Consider the following 20,988-nt stretch of genomic DNA (forward strand, 5'->3'; position numbering starts at 1 on the left):
CTAATACTCGCTCTATTTTACTGGCGTTGACCACATCATGTATACGCAAGAATATGTTCTGGGACGGTGTTCCTGTCATATTTATCTAAAGTGCGGGCGGGGTGTCACGGGTCTCTGCGATGGCGGGGCTGGGTCGGGTCTCAGCCCCGCATCAAGTTCATCACTTCTTCGACGACATCGGGCTCGACGGCGACGACGTACTGACGACCGGGGGTCAGGGTCGTCTCCGGGCGGGCGATGCGACTTCCGTCGTCGTCCGAGACGACGAGCGTCCCGTCGGGGAACCGCACCTCAGAGAGGTTTTTGCCGGCCGCCGGCGCACCCTCGGCGACACGGACGAGCAGGATGTCGAGCGTGCCCGTCACGTCTGAGAGCGTCTGTACGTCGCTGCCGACGATTTCGTTCGCTGCTAGCCGTGCGCCGGCGCGTTCTGGGAACAACACCGCGTCGACAAATCGAGTGTAGGCATCGCCGACGTCGCGCTCGATTCGTGCGACCGTCCGGACCTGTGATGCGAGTTCCGAGCCGGCCAGACAGACCGCGAGGTTGACGCCGGTTTCACCGGTGAGGCCCGCGATAACGTCCGCGCGGTCGATGCCTGCCTGTTCGAGTATGCCGGGGTCGGTCGCGTCGCCGTGGATGACCGTCACCATCCACTCGTCGGCGAGGTCGTCCACTGTGTTCTCGTCACGCTCGATAACTGTCACGTCGTGGCCGCGGTCGACGAGTATCTCGGCTGTCTGGAAGCCGACGCGCCCGCCGCCCGCGATGATAACGTCGTAATCGTTGGTCATGTGTTCAGTCTTCAGTTTGTGGGCTCATTTCGGTATCGGTCGGTGCCGTCTCTGTTGGCGTCTGGAACCGGTTCAGTGCGACGTAGGCGACACCGCCAAGCAGTATCCACCCCACGCTGAGTGCCAGCGCGAGCGGGTCCGTGCGGAGCAGGTACTCGACGAGCACGCCGGCCAGCACGAGGTTGAGGGCGATGCCGATGAGCGGTGGTGCCGGGTAAAACGGCATCTTGTAGGGGCGGTTCATCGCCGGCCGCTCCCGGCGGAGTCGGATGACGGCGACGTTGACGATGATAAACGACAGCAGGAAAAACAGGCTCGACATGTTGCCGGCGCTTTTGGTCGGTAGCGCCACCGAACCGAGCATCACCACGGCACTCGCCAGAATGGCGACGAAGGGCGTCCCGTAGCGGTGGTGAATCTGGCCGAACGAGGGCAGCAACTGCCCCTCTCGGCCCATCGAGAACGCCACCCGCGAGGAGGCGATGACCACGGCGTTCAGCGCGGTCAGCGTCGAGAACACCGCGCCGAAGACGATGAGCGCACCACCGTTCTGGATAATCGGCAGCGGTTCCGGCATGAACTCGGTCGCGGCCGTTGCGATGCCCGCCTCGCCGGCGTCGGCAAGCCCCTCCGCGCCGAGGGTGCCGACGGCGACGACAACGACGGCCAGATAGACCACGATGGTCGCCCCGAGGCTGAGGAAAATCGCCTTCGGAATGTTCTCGCGCGGATTCTCGACTTCTTCGGTGACGGTCGTGATGAGGTCGTACCCCTCGAAGGCGATGAAGGTCAGCCCCATCGCCGGCAGTATCGCGGTCGCACCGCTGCCTTCGGGAAACAGCGGCTGAAACTCCGCCCCTGAGAACTTCGCGGATGTGAGCCCGAAGGCGACGAACACCAGCAGGATACTGACCTTGATGATGGTGAATATGGTCTCGACGCTCCCACTGGCGGCCGTCGAGACGGCGTTGAGTCCGACCAGCCCGAGTACCGCCACGAACGCGAGCAGGAAGGCCGGTGGGACCGCCACGTCGACCAACGGCAACACGATCGCACCCACTTCGTCGGGCGCGGGAACCACGCCGTAGACGTGCAGGAGTTCGAGGAAGTTCGGCGCGAACCCCAGCGCGTACAGCGCTCCTGCAATCATGTAGGCGAACCACAGCATCCATCCCATGATAAACGAGGAGAGGTCGTCGAATATCTCGCGGACGAAGGCGTATCCGCCGCCGCTTTTCGGAATCGACGCCGCGAGCTCGGCGTACGAGAGGCCGGTAAACGCCGTGACGACACCGTTCAACGCGAAGACCAAAATTGCGGCCGGGCCGGCGAGCTCTGCGGCCAGCCCGGTCAACACGAAGATACCCGCCCCAATCATCGCCCCCATGCCAATCATCGTCGCGTCGAGCAACCCCAGCTCGGCCTGTGGAGACCTGTTCTTGTTGCTCATCGATTCTCACCTGCGTCTCTCATCTCTCTCGCACATTCACCGGACTGAGCCGACGCCACTTCAGTTCCCGGGGACATTCCTTACGCTTGGGAATGACATACCCCTCGGTGGGAGGGGTATCTGACGGTCGGTCGTTCCGTGACTGGGGCGACACGACTGCGGCGAGCTACGACGACACATCTTCGATTGGTGCGCCCGATGCGTTCGTCTTCACGCTCTGGAGGCCCTGTTTTGCCTTCTGTTTCGAGGAATAGCCCTGGCCGCCGTCGGCGATGATGTTACCGTTGGTATGGACGAGTCGCCAGCGCCAGGCACCGCCTTCGTCTTCGTATAACTCGAAGGTCGCGTCGCTTCCGCCGCCGTCCTCGTCGTCTTCGTCTTTCGAGAGGTCGACGACCCGGCCGCCCGGTGCGTTCTCGACGACGCTTTCAAGTCCCTGCGTGGCCTTCTGTTTCGAGGCGTACCCTTCACCGCTGTCGGCGATGACGTTGCCGTTGTCGTGTCGGAGCCGCCAGCGCCACTGTTCGGCGTTGTCCTCGTAGCGCTCGAAGGTCGCCTTGCTCGCGCTCGCGTCGGTGTCGAGGTCGTCGTCGCCTTCCTCCCATTCGAGTTCGATTTCGAGGCTGAGGTCTCCATCCTCGCGCTCGATTTCGACTTCCATTTCCGATGTCTCGGGCGGGTCGACGGTAACCGTCTGCTCGGCGTCGGCTGGGACGGGTTCGCCGCGGCCCAGTCTGTTTGCAAGCCGTCGGAAGTAGGTGGCAATCGCTTTCCGTCCTCTGGTCCGCCTGGATTCGTGTACGGTTTCTTCTGGCATGCGTTCACAAATCACTCGGCATCCACATTAGCCTACCGCCGACCGTGCGGGTCACTCCTCGGATGCCCGTGCTGTCACGTCGAGCGCGGTGTCGCCGCCGACTGTCGTCTCGTCGTCTGTCATCGAAACCGTCCCCTCGAAGGTCGCGTCGCCGGTCACTGCGTCCGGAATCCGACCGGTGAACCGGACTCGCGCGACAGTCTGTGTCTTGCTGTCCCACTGTGCCTTTACCGTGCCGTCGGTCGCGGTCACCTTCAGCGGTTCCGGTCCGAACGTCTCGACGGCGGTGACCTCGCCCGGTGGCTCCTCTCTCAGCGAGGTGAGGCCGGACTCCAGCGGGACCGTCACCGTTGCCGTGTACGACGACCCCGGTTCGAGCGCGGGTGGGTCGACCGTCCGTGTCGGCGCTGCTGGCCGCGTACCCATGCTCGGACGCCACTCGCCGTCCGGTGCATCCTCGTTCGCTGGGTCGTACTCTGTGACTGTTGTCGCCGGCCCGTCGTCTGTGGTCGTGTCACGGCTCTGTGAGTCGGTATCGTCCGATTCGACGCTCTCGTCTGGACCGAAATACCGCGTCCAGAGCACGAGCAAGCTCGGCAGGACGAACACGCTGGCGAGGAAGGCGTAGACGATAGTCAGCCCGGTGATGATACCGAAGTCCTGCAGGGGCGGCAGGATAGCGAGCGCGAGCACGCCGAAGCCGCCGGCCGTCGTCGCGGCACTGCCGAGCAACGCCCCGCCGGTTCCGGTGACAGCGCGGTCGAGTGACTCCCACACGCCGTTGCCCCGGCTGAGTTCGAGCCGGTACCGCTCGCTCATGTGGATGCTGTAGGCGACACCCAGCCCGATTGTGAGGCTGGTAATCGTCCCTGTCATCACGTTGAACGGAATGCCGAGCAGATACATCGACCCGAGAATCCACGCCACAGAGAGCAAGATTGGCGTGAGCGTGACTGCACCGAGGGTCGCGCTCCCGTGGACGAACCGATAGGCGACCATCAGGAACGCGAAGACGGTCACCATCGTAATCAGGAGGCTCTCGATGACGGTGTTGAACAGCTCTTCTTCGACGATGTTGAACACGACCAGCTGGCCGGTCGCGAGCGAGGGTCTATCCGACCGGTCGAGGGTTTCGGCAATCTCGCGGGTCGCATCGGCCGCCTGGCCGGCCGTCGCGTCACCGTCCATCGAGATGACCATCCGCGTGGACTCGTACTCGCCGTCTTCCCGGTAGATAACGTCGCTGGCGCGGTCTGGTGCCGTCTCGAAGAGAGCGTCGTAGACCGCCGTGAGGTTCTGGTCGGGGACGCTGTCACCGTCGGTATCTGCGGCGGCGAACGTGGCCGCGAAACTCTCGTTTTCGGCTGCGACAGCCCGCATGGTTCGAAGCGGACTCTGGATGTTCGGCTCCCCCGACAGCGTCGCGACGATTTCCTGTTCGCTCGCGCGCTCGGTCGCCGTCTGGATGTCGGTTAGCGTCGTCGCGGACGTAATCTCTCCGTCGAGCAGTATCTGTGTCGTCGTGTCCTGCCTGATGAAGCGGTCGTTGACGAACTGCAGGTTCGACTTGACAGTGTACTCACCGGGGGCAAACGGCTCCGGAAGGTCTTCGGTCCACCCCGGCGGGTCCTCGGCGATGAAGTCCTCCTGCTGGAAGGTGGTGTCGACCTGTGCCGCGCCGTAGGCGCCCCCTGCGGTGATGAGCAGGGCCAGCAGCACGACGACGACCGGCATCCGTTTCGCCATGGTCCGTCCCCCAGAGAGGACGCGGGTGAAGAGCCCACCGCCGGTCCCGAACGCCCGCCTGCGGCGGTCCCAGCCCCGCGCTTCGAGGAACGAGTCGATGCCGACTTTCGCCGCCGGGACGAACGTGGCGAAAATCAACAGCGTCGACGCGATACCAAAGGCCGAGACGACGCCGAACTCCTGGATTGGGCTGACCGGGCTGACGAGATTCGAGAGGAACCCGAGCACCGCCGTCACCGTCACCCAGACCAGCGCCGCACCGAGCCCGAGCAACACCGTGTGCATGGCTGTGCGGGTGTGCTGGTCGCTGTCGGTGCGCTCTTCGCGGTGTCGCATGAAGACGTGAATCGCGTAGTCGATTGATAATCCGACCAGTAACACCGGCACCGCAATCATAATCTGGTTGAACGAGATACCGGTCCAGCCCATGAATCCAAACGTCCAGACGAGCACGAGCGCGATGCCGAACAGGCCGAGCACGATATCCAGCGGGTCGCGGTAGGCAATCGAGAGCACCACGACGACGAACAACAGCGCGAGCGGAAGCACGATAGCCATCGAGTCGGCCATCGAGCGGTTGATTTCGTCGCTGATGATGCCTGCGCCGAAGGTCAGGCCGCTGTCACCGAACCGTTCCTCGACGGCGTCGGCGATGGCGAGTTGGCCGTCGACGATTGGCTCCGGCGCCGACCCCTGGACAATCTCCTCCTCGGGCGCCTGCGTGACAAACAGCTGGCGGGCGTCGGCCTCGGTTGCCCCGCGCTCGAAGTCTTTTGGCACGAAGACGAGCGCGTCCCGCGGTGCGTCCTCGCCGAGTACCGCCCCGAGAACCTCGTCGATTTCGTCGTCATTCATCCCTTCGATGGCCGCAATCTGCTCGTCGAGTGTCGGGTCGAGCGATTCGAGGGCGGTGGCCTCTGCTTCGAGACTCGCACCGCGCTCTTCGAGCGTGGCGAACTCCTCGCCGAGAACCTCGGTCTGGATAGCGCTGTAGACCGATTTGAGTTCGCCTTCGAGCTGTCTGACCTGCTTGTCGCGCTCGTCTTCGCTTATCTGTCCGGCCGTGAACCGTTGCTCGACAGCGGCGAGTTCGCCCTGTAGGTCTCTGACCTGGCTTCGCAACTGTTCGTAGGCAGCGGTAGAGTCTGCATCCAGCGGTGCCGTCGTGCGCTCGCCAACGGCGGCGAGTTCACTTGTCAGCCGCTCGGCCTCTGTCTCGTAGGTCTCTCTGTCGATGTCGCCCCGGTCGAGGGATGCGTTGAGCGAGAGGAACTCGCCTTCGAGTGCGCGCGTCTCGTTGAGTCCGTCGCTGAGGGCACCTGCGGTCTCAGTTAGCTCGGCCCGGCGCTGTTCGAGTTCAGCCCGGCGCTGCTCTAGCGCACTGGCACGGCGTTGCTTGATTGCCGTGGTCGCGACGACATTCGAGAGGTCGCCGAAGGTCTCCTCGGTCGCGAGTGTGTCGTTTATCTCCGGAGTGTTCCGGATATCCTGCTGCAGTTCGAGCGTTTCGAGAAAGGAGTCCCGCGTCAACACGTCGTTACCGCGCACCACGACCTGCACTGTCGTCGTCTGCTGGCCGCCGTCCTCGAAGTTCGCCTCGATGTAATCGAGCGCTTCGCTCTCTTCGGACTCGAACTGGAACTGGTCGAGGCCCGAGCTGTCGTCGAGAAACGCCATCCCAGCGCCCATCCCGACGCTCAACAACAGCATCACGGCGACGACGAGCCCGCTCCGTTCGGTTATCAGCGACACGACCCGGTCCGCCAGCGTCATCGGTACGGTCCCTCCGTAACCGGCGGTCGATACGGCAGCGTCATCTTAGTTGAGTGGTTCGTCCGCACGGTGTTAAACGTTTTGTACTACAGTACTAACAACGCCTGTCGATACAACATTCCCCGGCCAGTCACATCGCGAGTCACGGGAGCTATTAACGGGCCGCGGGCCGTTTCTCGGGTATGGGAATTACAGTTGACCACCTGCCGTTTGCGTGTGGGGAACTGGAGGCGACAGCCGCGGAGTTCGAGCGACTGGGGCTGGCTCCTGAGTACGGCGGAGTGCACGACAACGGCTGTACGCACATGTCCGTGCTCGGGTTTGAGGACCGCTCGTATATCGAACTCATCGGCGAGCGCGACCGGGGCGACCACGACTTCTGGCCCGAACACATCCGGGCCGACGCCGGGCCGGCGGCCTGGTGTGTTCGTGTCCCGGACATCGTCGACGAGTGTCACCGATATCTCGACAGCGGCGTCCCGGTTTCGGGACCGCTGTATGGCTCCCGCGAACGCGAGGACGGGACGCTCGTCGAGTGGGACCGCGCGGAGTTCGGCACACCGAAGAGGCGACTCCTGTTTCCCTTCGGCATCGAAGACCGTACGCCGCTGCCCTATCGGGTGTCGCCGTCACCCAGCGTTGCCAACGGCCCGCTGACCGGCATCGGCGAGGTTGTTCTCCTCGGCGAGGACCCCAACGCAGTTATCGAGGCGCTCGGGGCGCGCTATCGCTGGCCCGAACCGGTCACCGCTGTCGTCGACGGGTTCGGAACGGTCGCGTCGGTGCCGGGCGTGCCCGTCGCCGCGGTCGGCCCCGAAACAGACTGGCTCGCAGACAGACTCGCGCAGTTCCCACCCGGCCCGTGTGCCTGCCTGCTGGCGACCGCAGACCTCGATGCCGCGCGGGCGACCCATCCGCTGGGAGAGACACGCGAGTGGCCCGGGGGACACGTTGCCTTCTTCGAGAGCGAGCGCTTCGGACAGCGATTGGGGGTCGTCGAACGAACCGGCAACCCGTGAGTCTCGGCTGCTAGCCGCCCAGGAACTGCCTGCGAACCTCGGGGTCGTTCAGCAGCGTGTCGCCGTCGTCGGCGTACCGGTTCTCGCCCTGTGCGAGCACGTAGCCGCGGTCACAGCGCCGGAGTGCCGTCTTGGCGTTTTGCTCGACCATGAGAACCGTGACACCGAGGTCGTTGATGGCGTCGATGTGGTCGAACATCCGCTCGACCAAATCCGGCGCGAGTCCGGCCGAGGGTTCGTCGAGTAACAGCAACCGCGGCTCGGGAATCAGCGCCCGGGCCATCGCGAGCATCTGCTGTTGGCCTCCCGAGAGGTTGCCGGCCCGCTGGTCGAGTCGCTCCTCGAGCACGGGGAACTGTTCGACGACCGCGGCTTTGCGGTCGTCGGGGAGCCCGCCAAGCTGGTACCCGCCGACCGCGAGGTTCTCCTCGACGGTCAGTGACGGGAAGACGTTTGCAGTCTGTGGGACGTAGCCGATACCACGCTCGACGATTCCCGTCGGGTCGAGGTCTGTCAGTTCTGTGCCGTCGAACGTGATGGTCCCGCCCATTCGGGTCGCAATCCCGACGATGCTTTTCATCGCGGTCGATTTCCCCGCGCCGTTGGGGCCGACGAGCGCGACGTACTCGCCGTCATCGACGTCGATATCGACGCCGTGTAACACCTGCATGTCGCCATATCCCGCGTCGAGGGCTGTCACCTCAAGCAGGCTCATGACGCTCGCCTCCGTTGGCGCCGTCGGCCGTCCGATTCGGCTGTCTGTCCCGGCCACGCCGGGTCTGTGTCATCCGCCAAGATATGCATCGATTACCTCCTCGTTGTCCATAATCTCGGCTGGCGTCCCGGTCGCGAGCACCTGCCCGTCGGCGAGTACCACCAGCCGGTCGACCAGTTCAGTCAGCGTCTCCAGTTCGTGCTCGATGATGAGCAGCGTGAGGCCGTCGTCGTTGAGCGCCTCGATGTGGTCGACGATTTCGTTCGTCAGCGACGGGTTGACGCCGGCGAAAGGCTCGTCGAGCAACAGCATCTTCGGGTCGAGCATCAGCGCCCGCGCGAGTTCGAGCAGCTTCCGTTGCCCTCCCGAGAGGTTGCCGGCGAACTCCTCGACCATCGTTTCGAGGTCGAACGTCTCCAGTAGCTCCATCGCGCGCTCGCGAGCCGCCTGTTCGCGCTCTCGGCTCGCTCCTGTCTGTCCGACCGCGTGCCAGGCGCGCTCTCCGGGGTGGTCGGGGGCTGGCAAGAGCATGTTCTCCTCGACGGTCATCGTCGGGAGCTCGCGGGTCTGCTGGAACGTCCGGACGAGACCGCGCCGTGCCAGCCCGTGTGGCGGCACCGTCGTCACGTCTTCGCCGTCGAAGGTGACCGTCCCCGCGTCGCTGTCGATGACACCGGAGATGCAGTTGAACGTCGTCGTCTTGCCCGCGCCGTTCGGGCCGATGAGCCCGACGATTTCGCCTGCCTCCACGTCGAATGTGGTCCCGTCGACGGCGACCAAGTTCCCGAACGAGCGCTCGAGGCCGTCGACATCGAGTAGCGTCACGAGTCCACCCCCAGTCTATCGGCGTTCCCCCAGATGCCTTCGGGCCGGTACTTGATGATTATCATCAGCAGGAGGCCGATGAGCATCAGCCGGATAGAGGCGAACTGGTCTTGGGTGACAAACGGGATGGAGTCGTTGAAAAACCGCGTCAGGAGCTGGAAGCTCATGATAACCGCGAGGCCACCGAGAACGCCACGGTCACTCCCCGCGCCGCCGATGAGCATCCCGACCCAGACGATGACCGTCATATCGATGGTGAAAAACGTGTCCGAGGCGGCGCCGTTGTAGAAGACCAGCAACGCGCCGGCCAACCCGGCGACTGCCGCGCCGTAGACGAATACCACGAGCTTGTACCGGAACACGCGCTTGCCAAGCGTCTCAGTCACCTGTTCGTCGGCCCGAATCGCGCGGAGAACCCGGCCGTACGGCGATGCCGACAGCCGACGGAAGAGGCCGTAAAACAACAGCGCGAACGCCCCGAAGACGAGCACTGTCGAGACGAGCTCGGCGTTGCCTCCTGCGTCGGTCGTGCCGGCGACCGGCTGTGGAACGTTCTGGAGTCCGTTGGTGCCGCCGGTGATGTCCCGGAACGTGATAATCGAGCCGTGGACGATTTCGGCGACTGCCAGCGTGACGATTGCGAGGAAATCGTCCCGGAGCCTGAGCGTCGAGACCCCGAGCAAAACACCGAGCGCCATCGCGGCAAGCACCCCGGCGGCCAGCCCGACCGGCCACGGGAGGCCGAGGCCCACGCCCTGGAACGGGTCTTCGGCGGTCAGCACTGCGGCTGTGTATCCGCCCACCGCGAAGAAGGCGACTGGGCCGAAGTTGACCAACCCGGCGTGTCCGAACTGGAGATTCAGCCCGACCAGGACCATCGCGTACAGCACGAAGAGCACGCCGACCTCGAAGAAGACGAGCGACCCGCTCGGAGCCTGCACGAACAGCGGACTCGCGAGAAAGAGCAACGCGGCCCCGACCGCGATTAGCCCCGCGTGGACCGCGTCGCCGGGCAGGTCCTCGATGCGACTCGTCAGGTCGGTCACGACGTTCTCACCTCCGTGTTGACGATGCCGCCGGGACGAATCAGCAAGACGACGATGAGCACGACGAAGGCCATCGTCGCGTTCAGCTCAGTCAGTCCGGAGGGGAGGAACTCGACGGAGACGGTGATACCGATGCCGAGCAGATACGCCCCCACGACAGCGCCGTACGGGCTGCCCGCGCCACCGAGGATGGCGGCGGTGATGATGAGCAACAGCTGCCCGAATCCCGTCGTCGGGTTCGCCCCCTGTGAGAGCGCGAGCATGACGCCGGCGACGCCGGCCAGGCCAGACGCCGCGAGCCAGACGGCATTTCGTATCCGTCTGGTGTCGATGCCCGAGACGAGTGCGAGGTCCTCGTTGTCCGAGGTCGCCCGCATCGCGATGCCGAGCATCGTCCGGCTGAGAAACAGGTGCATGACGACGACCGCCGCGAGCGCGAGCCCGATGATGAGCAGCTGCTGGCTCGTGACGAAAAAGCCCAGGTCGTCGAAGCGATAGGTCGCAACGTCGAGCCGGACCCGCCGGCTGCTCGGGCCGGCGATGACACGCATCCCGTTTCGCAACACGAACCCGAGTCCGATAGACATCATGAGCAACGGGACCGCCCCCGTCTCGTTCATCGGCTCGAAGGTGATGCGAGCGATACCCCAACCGACGACCGCGGTGGCGACCAGCGCGACGAGAATCCCCACGGGAAGCGGGAGACCGGCGACGACGACCGCGAGATACCCCGCGAACGCGCCGATTGTGATGAATTCGCCGTGAGCGAAATTTATCATGTTCACGAGCCCGTATACCAGCGTGAACCCGACGGCGCCGAGCGCGATATACGAGCCGATAACGAGACCAAAGATAACCTCCTGTGCAAGTGGTATCTCCATATATTGGCCGACTCGTCAGTACTCGTCTATCTCCTCTTTGAGCTCGTCTGCTGGAATGGTAAACTCGGTCTCGAAGCCACCGGGTGTGATTCGTTCGACAACGACGTCACCCCAGACGTTTCCGTGTTCGGTGAAGTCGGTGTCGGTGACGGCACCCTCGTAGTTGATTTCTTCGCCGTTGTCGAGGGCGTCTTTCCCCTCGGCGAAGGTCGTGACGGTCGTCCCCTCGGGCCGGGAGATGTCGCCGATGCTCTGTTGGACTGCCTCGGGAGAGGTGTCTCCGGCGTGATGGACCGCAAGTGCGAGGACGTTCGTCGCATCGTAGGCGGCGACTGCCCACGTGTGGAGGTCCTCGTCGCTGGTCTCTTGATAGCTGGACTGGAACTGGTCGTAGTTCGGCCCCTGGGTACTGCCCGCGGCTATCCAGGCTCCCTCGGCCGTCTCGCCGACCTCGTCGATGAGGGCAGTATCTCGGAGGCCATCTTCCATCAGAAGCTGCCCGCCGTAGCCGCCGTCGCTCCAGTTTTGGATGATGGTGATGGCGTCTTCGAGTGCAAACGAGAGCGCCCACGCGTCGAAGTCGCTCTCGAACAGTTCGTTGAGTTGGCTCTGATACGACGCCTGCCCTTCCTGTGCGGTGACAGTCTTGACGATTTCGCCGCCGAGTTGTTCGTACCAGTCGGTAAACTGCTCGGTCCACCCCTGCTCGCCGGCACTCGTCGCGCTGAGAATTGCCATTTTCTCGATGCCTGCCTCGTCGAGCATCCCGCGGGCCGCGCCGGAAGTGTGAACGGTGTCGCCGATGACCGTCCGCCAGAGCCACTCGTCGTCACCCATGTCGTCGGTTCCCTTGTCGCCGCCCCGCGTGTCGAGAAACGTCGACCCCGGCCACGGCGTCACAATCGGGACCTCCTGGTCTTGCAGGAAATCCCATAGCGGCTCGATTTCGCTCGAAAACAGACCGTTGATGGCCGCAACGTCGCCGCTGTTGACGAACTGTCTGACTGTCTCCCGGGCCTGCTGTGTCTCGACTGCCGTGTCCTGGCGGTCTACGGTGAGTTCGGCGTCGAGCGGACCGCCCGCGTCGTTAATCTCCTGTACTGCCAGGTCGGTCGCCGCCGATGCCGCCGGCTGCAGGAAGTCCCACGTGCCGGTCAACGACGCTGGCTGCCCGAAGGTGACGCTGTCGGGACTCGACCCGCCGTCGGTCGTCCCGCCGTCGCTATCGTCGCCGCCGTCACCGTCATCGCCGTCTTCCGTACCGATACAGCCGGCGAGGCCGGTCGCCAGTACGCCTGTCCCCGTCGCTTTCAAGAACGTGCGTCTGTCAGCCCAACTGTCCCTACTAGACGTACGATTCTCGTTCATATATCTCATGCCTTCGTATACCAAGGAACTCAATAAAGCTACCGGCCAGATTGGTCGATACCCCGTGAATTCCGGTACTCTGATTGTGACTCTCCTGGCGTACCACAGCGCTCGCGTGGTGGGTCTCGTCGTGCGGGTATTTTTGCTGACGACCGTCTGCCGCCGCCACGGATAGTATACGACGGCGGAACCGACTCGCGGTCTTTCCTCTCAGTCCGGCGTCTCCGCGATGTCGGGCACGCCGCGGGCAGTGACCGTCTCGCCGACGATGTACGACGAGGCAGGACTTGCCAGAAAGCGCGTGATATCGGCAATTTCCTCGCTGGTACCCATCTGTCGGTCGACTTCCTCCCGGTCGACGTCCTCGGCCGTGACACCCATCTGCGCCTCGACGCCCGGCGTCGCCACGAACCCCGGGGCGATGCAGTTCACTCGGACACCCTCGTCCGCCCACTCGTAGGCGAGCGTGCTCGTGAGGTTGATGACACCCGCCTTCGCCGCGCCGTAGTGGCTCATGTAGGGTGCGCCCTGCTGGCCGGCGACGCTCGCGAGATTGACGACCGTGCCGCCGCCGTCGGCGAGCGCCTCGCCGGCCGCCTGCGTGCAGTGGTAGGTGCCATGGAGGTTGATGTCGACGATGGTCTTCCAGCCGTTCTCGCTGATGTCCTCGAAGCCGGCCATGAAGCTCGCACCGGCGTTGTTGACGAGACAGTCGACGCCGCCGAACTCCGCGACGGTCGCCTCGACCAGCGCCTCGACGGCCGCCGGGTCGGTCACGTCACATTCGACGGCGAGTGCCCCGCCCGCGGTGTCGGCAAGACCTTCGGCGACAGGGTCGACGTTTCCCTGCTCGCGCGAACAGACGACGACGTTCGCGCCGTCGCGGGCAAACTGCTCGGCAATCGCCTCCCCGATACCGCTCGATGCGCCGGTGACGATGGCTGTCTGGTCGCCGACGCTGAACCGTGTGTCTGGTGCTGACATACGACGATTGTGTGCCCCGGTCGTGATAAGCGTCACCGCTCAAATCCGGGTCGAACCAGGTGGAAGATTTTTGACGGTCTCCCTCCACGTTGGGACATGGACCACGAGACGGCAGGCACGCTGTCGAGTCGAATTCTCGACGCAATCGGCGAGGCAGTCATCGCAGACCGGACGTTTCTCGAAACGACGATGGCTGGCATCCTGGCGAAGGGACACGTCCTGCTCGAAGACGTGCCCGGCACCGGAAAGACGCTGACCGCCCGGAGCTTCGCGCGGGCGCTCGGGCTCTCCTTCCAGCGGATTCAGTTCACGCCGGACCTGCTGCCGGCGGATATCACGGGGTCGAACATCTACCGTGAGGGGACCGGCGAGTTCGAGTTCTCGCCGGGGCCGATTTTCGCCAACGTCGTCCTCGCGGACGAAATCAACCGTGCGCCGCCAAAGACCCAGGCCGCCCTGCTCGAAGCGATGGGCGAACACCAGGTGACTGTCGACGGCCAGACCCACGACCTGCCCGACCCCTTTTTCGTTATCGCCACTCAGAACCCGGTCGAGCAGGAGGGCACATTCGGCCTGCCGGAGGCCCAGCGCGACCGCTTCATGATTAAGACCTCTGTCGGCTACCCCGCCGCCGAAGGCGAGCGTCGCATCCTCGACCGGCGGGCCGAACGAACCTCACAGACGCCGTCGGTCACGCAGGTCGTCGACGGCGAGCAGATTCCGGCACTCCAGAGCGTCCCGGAAAAGGTGTCGGTCGACCCGCGTCTGCGAGATTACATGGTCGAACTCGCACGCCGGACCCGCAGGGACGAGCGCGTCGACGTCGGGGTCTCGCCGCGTGGCACACAGCGCCTGTTCGAGGCCTCACGAGCGCGGGCGACACTCGCCGGTCGTGATTTTGTCGTCCCAGAGGACGTGAAACGGATGGTCGCGCCGGTGTTCACCCACCGTCTCGTGTTGACCGCCGAGGCGGACGTGCGGGAGACGACCCGGGAGGCGGTACTCGAAGACATCCTCCGACAGGTCGAGGTGCCTGCTGTCCAGCCCGGCCGGTGACCGAGACAGGTCACCGCAGTGCAATCACGAACGACCCGAGACCGACGGCGAGCGCGACGAGTGCGACCGACTCGGTCGCCGAGGCCACCGAGAGAACGGTTTCGGCCTGGGCGTACAGCGCCCACGCGGCAGCCACGCCACAGAGTCCGACGCCGAGGGTCGCGCCGGTATGGAGTAACTCTGTCTCGCGGGTCGCCGTCGTCGTTCCGACCTCCCTGCCGAGTGTCGCCCCGAACTGTCCCGCGTCCCAGACGATGAGGCTGGCGACGACACCGCCGAAAACGACAGGGGTGCGTGCCCCGACGGTTCCGGCTGCGATGACAGCCAGAAACAGGCCGGTGCTGGCGAGTGCGAACCCCGGGGCCGTCTCGGGGAGATAGCCGAACGTGAGCGCCAGCCGGAGGAGGACGATGAAACACAGCGTGGCCGTCACGAGGACGAACGCAAGCAGGACCACGAACAGCTCCTCGCCGTAGGTGGCGGCGGCCTCTGTCGCCATCCGTTCGACGTCGCTCTGGGTCGCCTGTGGCAGGGACTCGAAGACCAGCTCCAGTACCGTCTCGTAGACCGTCTCGGCGACGGTCACGGCGACTACTGTGATGACGACGCCGCCAGCAGCAGGGCCAACACCCCGACCAAGGGGTTGGTCGGCACGGTTTGCGAGCCAGCGCGTGACGAGCGCTATCGCGGCCGACCCGAGAGCGAGCGCTGCGACGGCGAGCAAGAACAGGCGAAGGACCCGACTTCTCGCAACGCCAGTGAGCAGGTCGTAGGCCGCCGGTCCGACCAGCGACGCGAGTTCCTCGGTCGACAGTGTGAGTTCGAGCCCCAGGGCCGCCAGATGAAAGACGATGACGACGGCCGCGAGCTGGCTCAGCCGTGAAATCAGGGCACTCTCGCGGCGTTTGGCGGCCGAACTCCCGTCGAGTTCGGCGACGGGAAGGACCACGACCGCTCCCAAGACGCCTGTCACGGCGAGCGCGACGGTGAACAGGAAACCGGCGAAGGCGAACACCGGCGAGCCGGCAGCGGTCACCCACTCCCAGAGGAGGCCGGCGATGTCGCCACCAAGCGCGTTCGGTCCGTCCTGGCTGACTACAAGCGTCTGGCCGACGACAGCGACACAGAACAGCCCGGGTACGAGCGCGGTCAGAAAGGTCGTCTGCCCGTACTGCCTGAGAACGGCCGGCGTGACGCGCGTCCGAGCGCCGAGTGAGATACCCAGAACCGCCAGGACGACCCCGAGAACGACACCGACGTGACCGGCGATGCGCAGTGCCGTCGTCGAGAACAGCGCCACCTCGGGGACGGGGAACAGCCGCGACGCCAGCAACAGCGCCGCGAGGGCACCGCTCCCGAACAGGCCGATTGCGACCGGGAGTGCGAGGAGGCTCACGAGCGGACGCGCGACGGGTTCGAGGCGGTCCCGGGCGAGCAGCCAACAGCTCAGGCCGAACAGGACCGCGCCGACGACACCCAGCGCCACCGGCCAGGCGATATCGTCTAGCTCCCACAGTAACACCAGCACGGTCAACGCCGTGAGTCCGACTGCGAGCGCGGCGCTGAGGCGGGTCGGCTGGCGGTCGCGGTCGTTCGCTTGTCCAGTCATCGGTGTGTCACGAGGTCCGGAAGCGCGTCGCGAAGTGCGATTTCGAAGGGCTGTTCTGGCGACCAGTCGACCGTCGACGCCTCTGTGCGCCCGAGCGCCCGTAGTCGGAGGTGACGGGCGACGTTCGTGAGCCGCTGGCCGACTGCGCGCGTGCCGACCGGGTCGGGACTGACGACGACCAGTTCGCGCTCGCCACCCAGACTGTGACAGAGACCGACCGGCCAGTTGTCGACCAGCGGCGAGCAGACCACGACACGGGCGTCGGACGGAATCTCTGCAAGCAGGCCCGGCGTCTCGCCCCCGTCGGCCCTGATAGCCGTCTCGGGAGCCCTGTCGGCCCACGATAGCGGCGTCTCCGGCCCGGCACGCGGCGGCTCGCGGACGCCTCGGTCGGGCTGTGTGTCGGCGCGTGTCACGGCCGCAAACGCCGTTTCCGGTGCAGTCTGTGTTCCCGGACCGGCCCAGACGATGCCCGACGGGTTGGGGGTGACGCCCTCGATATCTCCCGTGAGCCCGACGACGGCGACGCGTACCTCGATACCGGCGTCGGTGAGTGTCTCGTAGAGCCGCTCCGCGGCGTACCGTGACCGAGCGACGGCAGTCGGATATCCCGCGGCAGGTGTGACGCGGTTGACCGGCCGTGCGTCGACGACGAGTACCGTTCGGCTGGTCTTTTGCTCGCGGTACTGCACCGTGATGAAATCGCCGGTTTTGGCGACGTGGTGCCAGTCGATGCGGTTCACCGGGTCACCCTGCCTGTACTGTCGGGTCGAGTGAAACTCCAGTCCGCTGCCGCCGCTGTCGGCCGTGACCGGTCCCGTGTGTGGCGTCGTCTGTGTCTGTTTTGGCCCTGCTTCGAGCGGCGAGACAGCGACCAGTTCGTCGTCGCCGTCGGCGTCGAGTTCCGTCGTCTGACGGACGCTCCCAGCCAGCGAGCGCAGTCGGGCGACCGGCCGGTCGAAGGTGTAGGTCCCCTGTCTGGCGACGACGGTGTAGCGACACGTCTGGCACTCACCCGGCGAGAGGGAGGCACACAGCCGTGCCGTCCCTTCGGTCACGACGAGTTCGTCCGGGACACCGTCGACGACGCGCACGTCTGGGAGTACCTGCCCGCCCTCGTTTTCGACGGTGAGGGTCACGTCGACCGGGCTGCCGGGGGCTGGCATCGCCGACTCGACGCGTCGCTCGACGCGCAGCGTCCGGTCGTCGGGCAACGTCGAGACGGTTCCGTAAATCACGTACGCAAGCGGAACCAGCGCCGCGGCGAGCAGGGCTCCGTTTGCGTACAATAGCCCGACTGCCACGAGCGCGAGCGTCGCGAGCAGGCCGACTGTCCACCGCGGAACTCGGCTGTAGCTCATCGGTAGGTCACCTCCTCGATGGCGGCGACGGTCCGGCGGATGCGGCGTTCACGCTCCCGCGTCGGGACGAGCCAGCGGCGCACTCGCGCTATCGGCGGGGCCTGACTCTCGCCGAGGACGTAGGCCGCCACGGGGTCGTCCGTCCACTGGCCACGGTCGACCGCGGCCGTTGCCTTTGCTTCCGAGACGGCCATCCGCTCTGCGTACGCGCTCACGGCGACCTCGTACAGGTACGCCCGCACGTCACGAAACGCCGCCCCTCCTTCCTCGATTGCCTGCTCTGTGTCGCTGTCGAGTGTGCCGCCGGTGAGCGCGCCCGGACTGACCGTTGCCTGCTCTGGCGGCGCTGTCGTGACTCGGTCGAACCGCGCGTCGACACTCGACGGTGTCGTCCCCTCGGACGACGACCGCGCGGTAACTGCCAGTGCCGCGAAGACGAGCGCGCCGGCGGCCAGCCCAATCCGCGTCCTCTCGATACCTGCGACCGCGTCTACGGCCGCCGATAGCGGGCCGAATCCGAGCAAGAGTCCCGGCGCGACTAACAGCCCCGTCCCGACAACCGTCGCTACCGTCCCCACGGCTCCAAAAAGCGCGGTCCGCGGGCGCATCTATTCGGTCCCCCCGTCGCCGTCCGGCTGGCCAGGGTGTACCGTCTCAGGCGAGTGACCGTCCTGTCCGCCGTCGGTCGAGACGCTCTCGGGTGCTTGGGTCGTCGGCTCGCCGAGTCGGTCGAGTGCGCGTTCGGCCCTGTCGAGGTGGGCTTTTGGCGGCTGTGACCCGTACTCGACCGCCCGGAAGGCCGTCAACAGTGCCTGGACTGCCTCGGCGGGGTGGCCGTCCTCCTCGACCGCGTGGACGGCCAACTCACGCGGCGTGTACGCGCCGGGGTCTTCGACGCTGAGGCGCGTGAGAAACTCTGCCCATGCCCGTTGAATGCCGCCTGAGATGTCGACCCGCTCGCTCTCGGCCGCGGTACCGACGGCCCCAGCGCGGCCCCGCTTTGTCGCCAGCCAGGCGACAAATGCCGCTTTGAGTTCGCCGAGGCTGACTCGCCCACGGACCGCGTCGCGCAGGTATGCCGCCGTCTGCTTGAGTCGGGGCGGGACGGCAGCGACCAGCGCCGTGCCGCGTCGCACGCCCCACAGGAGCGCAAGCGGTGTTGCGACCAGCGCCCGCTCGGCGGCCTGTGTAATGGCCGCGGCGGTTCTCCGGGCCGAAAGGTCTCGACGATAGACGAGCACTGCCGGCACCGAGACAACGACCGCGAGGCCGCCGCCGACGAGGGCGGCATTCCGGAGGAGTCCGTCGACGGTCGCGCTGTCGGTCAGTCCGTACCTGCTGGCTTCCACGGTCGCGGACGGGCCAATAGAGAGCCGAATATCGGCAGTCCCGTCAGGCCCCGTCGTGGCGACCTGTTCGCCGTCGACCATGACCGGCGCACCCGCGACAGGGTCGTCGCCGGCGGTGACTGTCGCCGTCGCGGGCGCAAACGGGAGTGGCACTGCACCCGTCGACACGGTGAGGTCGAGACCCGGAATCGTGACCGTCCTCTGCCCGGAGATAGAGCCACGCTCGGCGGCCAGTGTCGCGTTCCCCGGTGAGTCTGGAAGCGTGACCGTCGCCCGTCCGCTGGCGTCTGTCGTCCCGACCGGCGCGCCGTCGAGGGTAACTGTCGCGTCTGGAATCGCAACACCGCCGACAGTGACGCTTACGCTGACGTTCTGGGCGGGTCGGATATCGCCCGCCAGACTGAGACTCGCGTCTCGCTCGACGGCGACTGTCGTATTCGATTCCGGGCCGGGCAATGAGGTTCCGTTGGTGATGTTCTGGACCCGGGAGAGGGCGTCACCGGCGGCGTTACTGAACAGCCGGCCGGTGGCAAGCGGTGCGGTCGAGACGCTTCGAGCGGTCAGGTTCCCATCGTCACTGACATCCAGAATGCTGGCACTGATTCGGAGCTCCTCGGTGTCGGGGACGGTGAACGTCACCGCTCCGTCCTCGTCTGTGGTGCCGATTCGCTCGCCGTTGACCGTTACCACGATGTCTGAGACGAACTCGCCGTTGTTCGTCACTTCGACGCTCACAGGCAGGCCGGGGACCGCCGTCCGGTTCAGCGAGATATCGAACTGACCGTCGCTCTCGTCGTCCTCGGGGTCGTCTGGCTCTGTCTCCTGGGTCACGCTGCCTGGCTCGAAGGTCTCGCCGGGACTGCCCGGTTCTTCGAGGTCGACGTCCTCGCCGAGTTCCTCTTCGAGGACGTCGGACTGACTGTCGAGGCGGCTACCACCCGGCGTCGGGTCGAATTTCACCCAGCCGACATCGGGGAAGTAGGCCTCGACCCAGGCGTGGGCGTTCATCCCGCGGACCTCGTAGCTGTTCTCGCCCACCGGCTGTCCCGTCGAGTAGCCGACTACGTACCGGGCCGGGATGTCCTGTGAGCGCAGCATCGTCGTCATCGCCGTGGCGAAGTACTCGCAGTAGCCCGCCTCCATCTCGAAAATGAAGGTATCGGCGATGTTGCCGCTCTGTTCGTCTGCCTGGAGCGAGTACTCCTTCTGGGACCGGAGCCACTGCTGTATCGTCGTCGCCGTGTCGTACGGCGTTTCGTCGTCGGTCGTCAACTCCTCGGTGAACCGTTCGACCCGCTCGGGCGTGTCTCCGGGCAGTTGAGTGTATCGCTCGGCCAGTTCCGCGGGGTAGTCCTCGCCAGCGGCCCGGAGTACGTTCACGTCGTTGACCTGGGAGCGACTCACGCCGGTGATTGTCGTTCCGGCGTCGACGGCCTCCGTGGCGCGGATAGCACCGCCGTCGGTGACCTCCAGCCCGTCGACGCCCTCGATGCGCCGGGGCTGCCAGACTGTCGGAATCGCCGTCGCGGGCTGTTCGAGTGTGAGGTCGAACTCGACGGTGCCGTTGGTCAACCCGGCGGGAGAGAGCGGCGGTTCGTACGCTGTCGACTCTGTGGTGCGCTCCCAGCCGCCGCCGGTGTAGGTGTCGTATGACCCGGTCCGCCAGTACGCCGGCTCGGAACTCTCTACCTCGAAGTGGACCGCCGTATCGTTCGACGCGAAGGTGTCCCTGTCGAGGCCGGTATCGCCGCCGACGCCGGTTTCGTCGCCGGGATTGAGCGCGCCGAAGCCGCCGTCGCCGGCACCGCTGCCTTTGAACGGCTCGCCGGGCAGGATGCTGTCGATGGGTGTGCCAGCGATGTCGCCTGCGGCGAGCCCGGGGGCGAGCAAGGCGGCGAGGACGGCCGTCAGCACGCATCCCGCGACGAGGGCGATACGTGCCCGGCTTCGGGTCGTTTCCGGTGTGTCGTCGGTGGGCATGTTCCTCCGGTCTGCGGACAGGTGTTACCTGTATCTCTCGGCTCGGATGTCTATAACGGTGACGTTCACTTCGGTGACCATTTCACCGGTTCGTGCTGCCGGTGGCGGCGTGGTTCTCTGCCGATACGGCTCTGTCTTGTGGTTTGTAAAATACAGCACTTTGTATTACTATGTAAACTCGGTGGCAAAGTATTTGTTAGCGCAAATGGACGTAG

Annotated in this window: 16 protein-coding genes; 2 read left to right on the forward strand and 14 right to left on the reverse strand. The window is 65.5% G+C overall.

Annotated features, from left to right (window positions below):
- Window positions 1–140: 140 nt before the first annotated feature.
- The 4 genes from BLR34_RS11220 to BLR34_RS11235 all read right to left on the reverse strand — a co-directional run bounded on the left by BLR34_RS11220 (window position 141) and on the right by BLR34_RS11235 (window position 6,580).
- Window positions 141–794, reverse strand: a complete 654-nt coding sequence (locus BLR34_RS11220) for a potassium channel family protein (protein WP_092703044.1) — start codon at window positions 792–794, stop codon at window positions 141–143.
- A 4-nt stretch (window positions 795–798) separates the two neighbouring features.
- The gene (locus tag BLR34_RS11225) at window positions 799–2,244 is read right to left on the reverse strand and encodes an APC family permease (protein ID WP_092703046.1); all 1,446 of its coding nucleotides are present in this window, start codon (window positions 2,242–2,244) and stop codon (window positions 799–801) included.
- Between the two features lie 166 nt (window positions 2,245–2,410).
- Window positions 2,411–3,061, reverse strand: a complete 651-nt coding sequence (locus tag BLR34_RS11230; protein ID WP_092703048.1) for an HVO_2922 family protein — start codon at window positions 3,059–3,061, stop codon at window positions 2,411–2,413.
- A 51-nt stretch (window positions 3,062–3,112) separates the two neighbouring features.
- The gene (locus BLR34_RS11235; RefSeq protein WP_092703050.1) at window positions 3,113–6,580 is read right to left on the reverse strand and encodes an MMPL family transporter; all 3,468 of its coding nucleotides are present in this window, start codon (window positions 6,578–6,580) and stop codon (window positions 3,113–3,115) included.
- Between the two features lie 182 nt (window positions 6,581–6,762).
- Here BLR34_RS11235 and BLR34_RS11240 point away from each other — a divergent pair, with 182 nt between their 5' ends.
- A complete protein-coding gene (locus tag BLR34_RS11240; RefSeq protein ID WP_092703052.1) occupies window positions 6,763–7,599 on the forward strand; it encodes a VOC family protein in 837 nt (278 codons plus the stop codon).
- 10 nt (window positions 7,600–7,609) lie between these two features.
- On the opposite strand, the gene BLR34_RS11245 is transcribed toward BLR34_RS11240, so the two are convergent.
- The 6 genes from BLR34_RS11245 to BLR34_RS11270 form a co-directional block, all read right to left on the reverse strand.
- Window positions 7,610–8,314: an ABC transporter ATP-binding protein gene (locus BLR34_RS11245; protein WP_092703176.1), complete on the reverse strand. Its 705-nt coding sequence runs from the start codon at window positions 8,312–8,314 to the stop codon at window positions 7,610–7,612.
- Window positions 8,315–8,383: 69 nt separating this feature from the next.
- Window positions 8,384–9,139, reverse strand: a complete 756-nt coding sequence (locus BLR34_RS11250) for an ABC transporter ATP-binding protein (RefSeq protein ID WP_092703054.1) — start codon at window positions 9,137–9,139, stop codon at window positions 8,384–8,386.
- On the reverse strand, window positions 9,136–10,185 hold the full coding sequence (locus BLR34_RS11255; protein ID WP_092703056.1) for a branched-chain amino acid ABC transporter permease: 1,050 nt from the start codon (window positions 10,183–10,185) through the stop codon (window positions 9,136–9,138). Before BLR34_RS11255 ends, BLR34_RS11250 begins: the two co-directional genes overlap by 4 nt.
- Window positions 10,182–11,066, reverse strand: a complete 885-nt coding sequence (locus tag BLR34_RS11260) for a branched-chain amino acid ABC transporter permease (RefSeq protein WP_092703058.1) — start codon at window positions 11,064–11,066, stop codon at window positions 10,182–10,184. The genes BLR34_RS11255 and BLR34_RS11260 overlap by 4 nt, the downstream gene beginning before the upstream one ends.
- Window positions 11,067–11,081: 15 nt before the next feature.
- Window positions 11,082–12,380 carry an ABC transporter substrate-binding protein gene (locus tag BLR34_RS11265; protein ID WP_245683211.1) on the reverse strand — a complete coding sequence of 433 codons (1,299 nt, stop codon included), beginning with the start codon at window positions 12,378–12,380 and terminating at the stop codon, window positions 11,082–11,084.
- A 264-nt stretch (window positions 12,381–12,644) separates the two neighbouring features.
- Entirely contained in the window at window positions 12,645–13,418 is a 774-nt protein-coding gene (locus tag BLR34_RS11270) for an SDR family NAD(P)-dependent oxidoreductase (protein ID WP_092703060.1), read from the reverse strand.
- Window positions 13,419–13,514: 96 nt separating this feature from the next.
- On the opposite strand from BLR34_RS11270, the gene BLR34_RS11275 reads away from it, so the two are divergent.
- Entirely contained in the window at window positions 13,515–14,474 is a 960-nt protein-coding gene (locus BLR34_RS11275; protein ID WP_092703062.1) for an AAA family ATPase, read from the forward strand.
- Between the two features lie 10 nt (window positions 14,475–14,484).
- Here the strand turns inward: BLR34_RS11275 and BLR34_RS11280 are convergent, their stop codons facing one another.
- The 4 genes from BLR34_RS11280 to BLR34_RS11295 are packed head-to-tail and all read right to left on the reverse strand — an operon-like array spanning window position 14,485 to window position 20,773.
- Window positions 14,485–16,083, reverse strand: a complete 1,599-nt coding sequence (locus BLR34_RS11280; RefSeq protein ID WP_092703064.1) for a DUF7519 family protein — start codon at window positions 16,081–16,083, stop codon at window positions 14,485–14,487.
- Window positions 16,080–17,444: a DUF58 domain-containing protein gene (locus BLR34_RS11285; protein ID WP_092703066.1), complete on the reverse strand. Its 1,365-nt coding sequence runs from the start codon at window positions 17,442–17,444 to the stop codon at window positions 16,080–16,082. Before BLR34_RS11285 ends, BLR34_RS11280 begins: the two co-directional genes overlap by 4 nt.
- Window positions 17,441–18,052 carry a DUF7269 family protein gene (locus BLR34_RS11290; RefSeq protein WP_143414155.1) on the reverse strand — a complete coding sequence of 204 codons (612 nt, stop codon included), beginning with the start codon at window positions 18,050–18,052 and terminating at the stop codon, window positions 17,441–17,443. The genes BLR34_RS11285 and BLR34_RS11290 overlap by 4 nt, the downstream gene beginning before the upstream one ends.
- Window positions 18,053–20,773: a transglutaminase TgpA family protein gene (locus tag BLR34_RS11295; protein ID WP_092703070.1), complete on the reverse strand. Its 2,721-nt coding sequence runs from the start codon at window positions 20,771–20,773 to the stop codon at window positions 18,053–18,055.
- Between the last annotated feature and the right edge of the window lie 215 nt (window positions 20,774–20,988).

The organism is Halovenus aranensis (assembly GCF_900100385.1).
In the GTDB taxonomy this organism is placed as follows: Archaea; Halobacteriota; Halobacteria; order Halobacteriales; family Haloarculaceae; genus Halovenus; species Halovenus aranensis.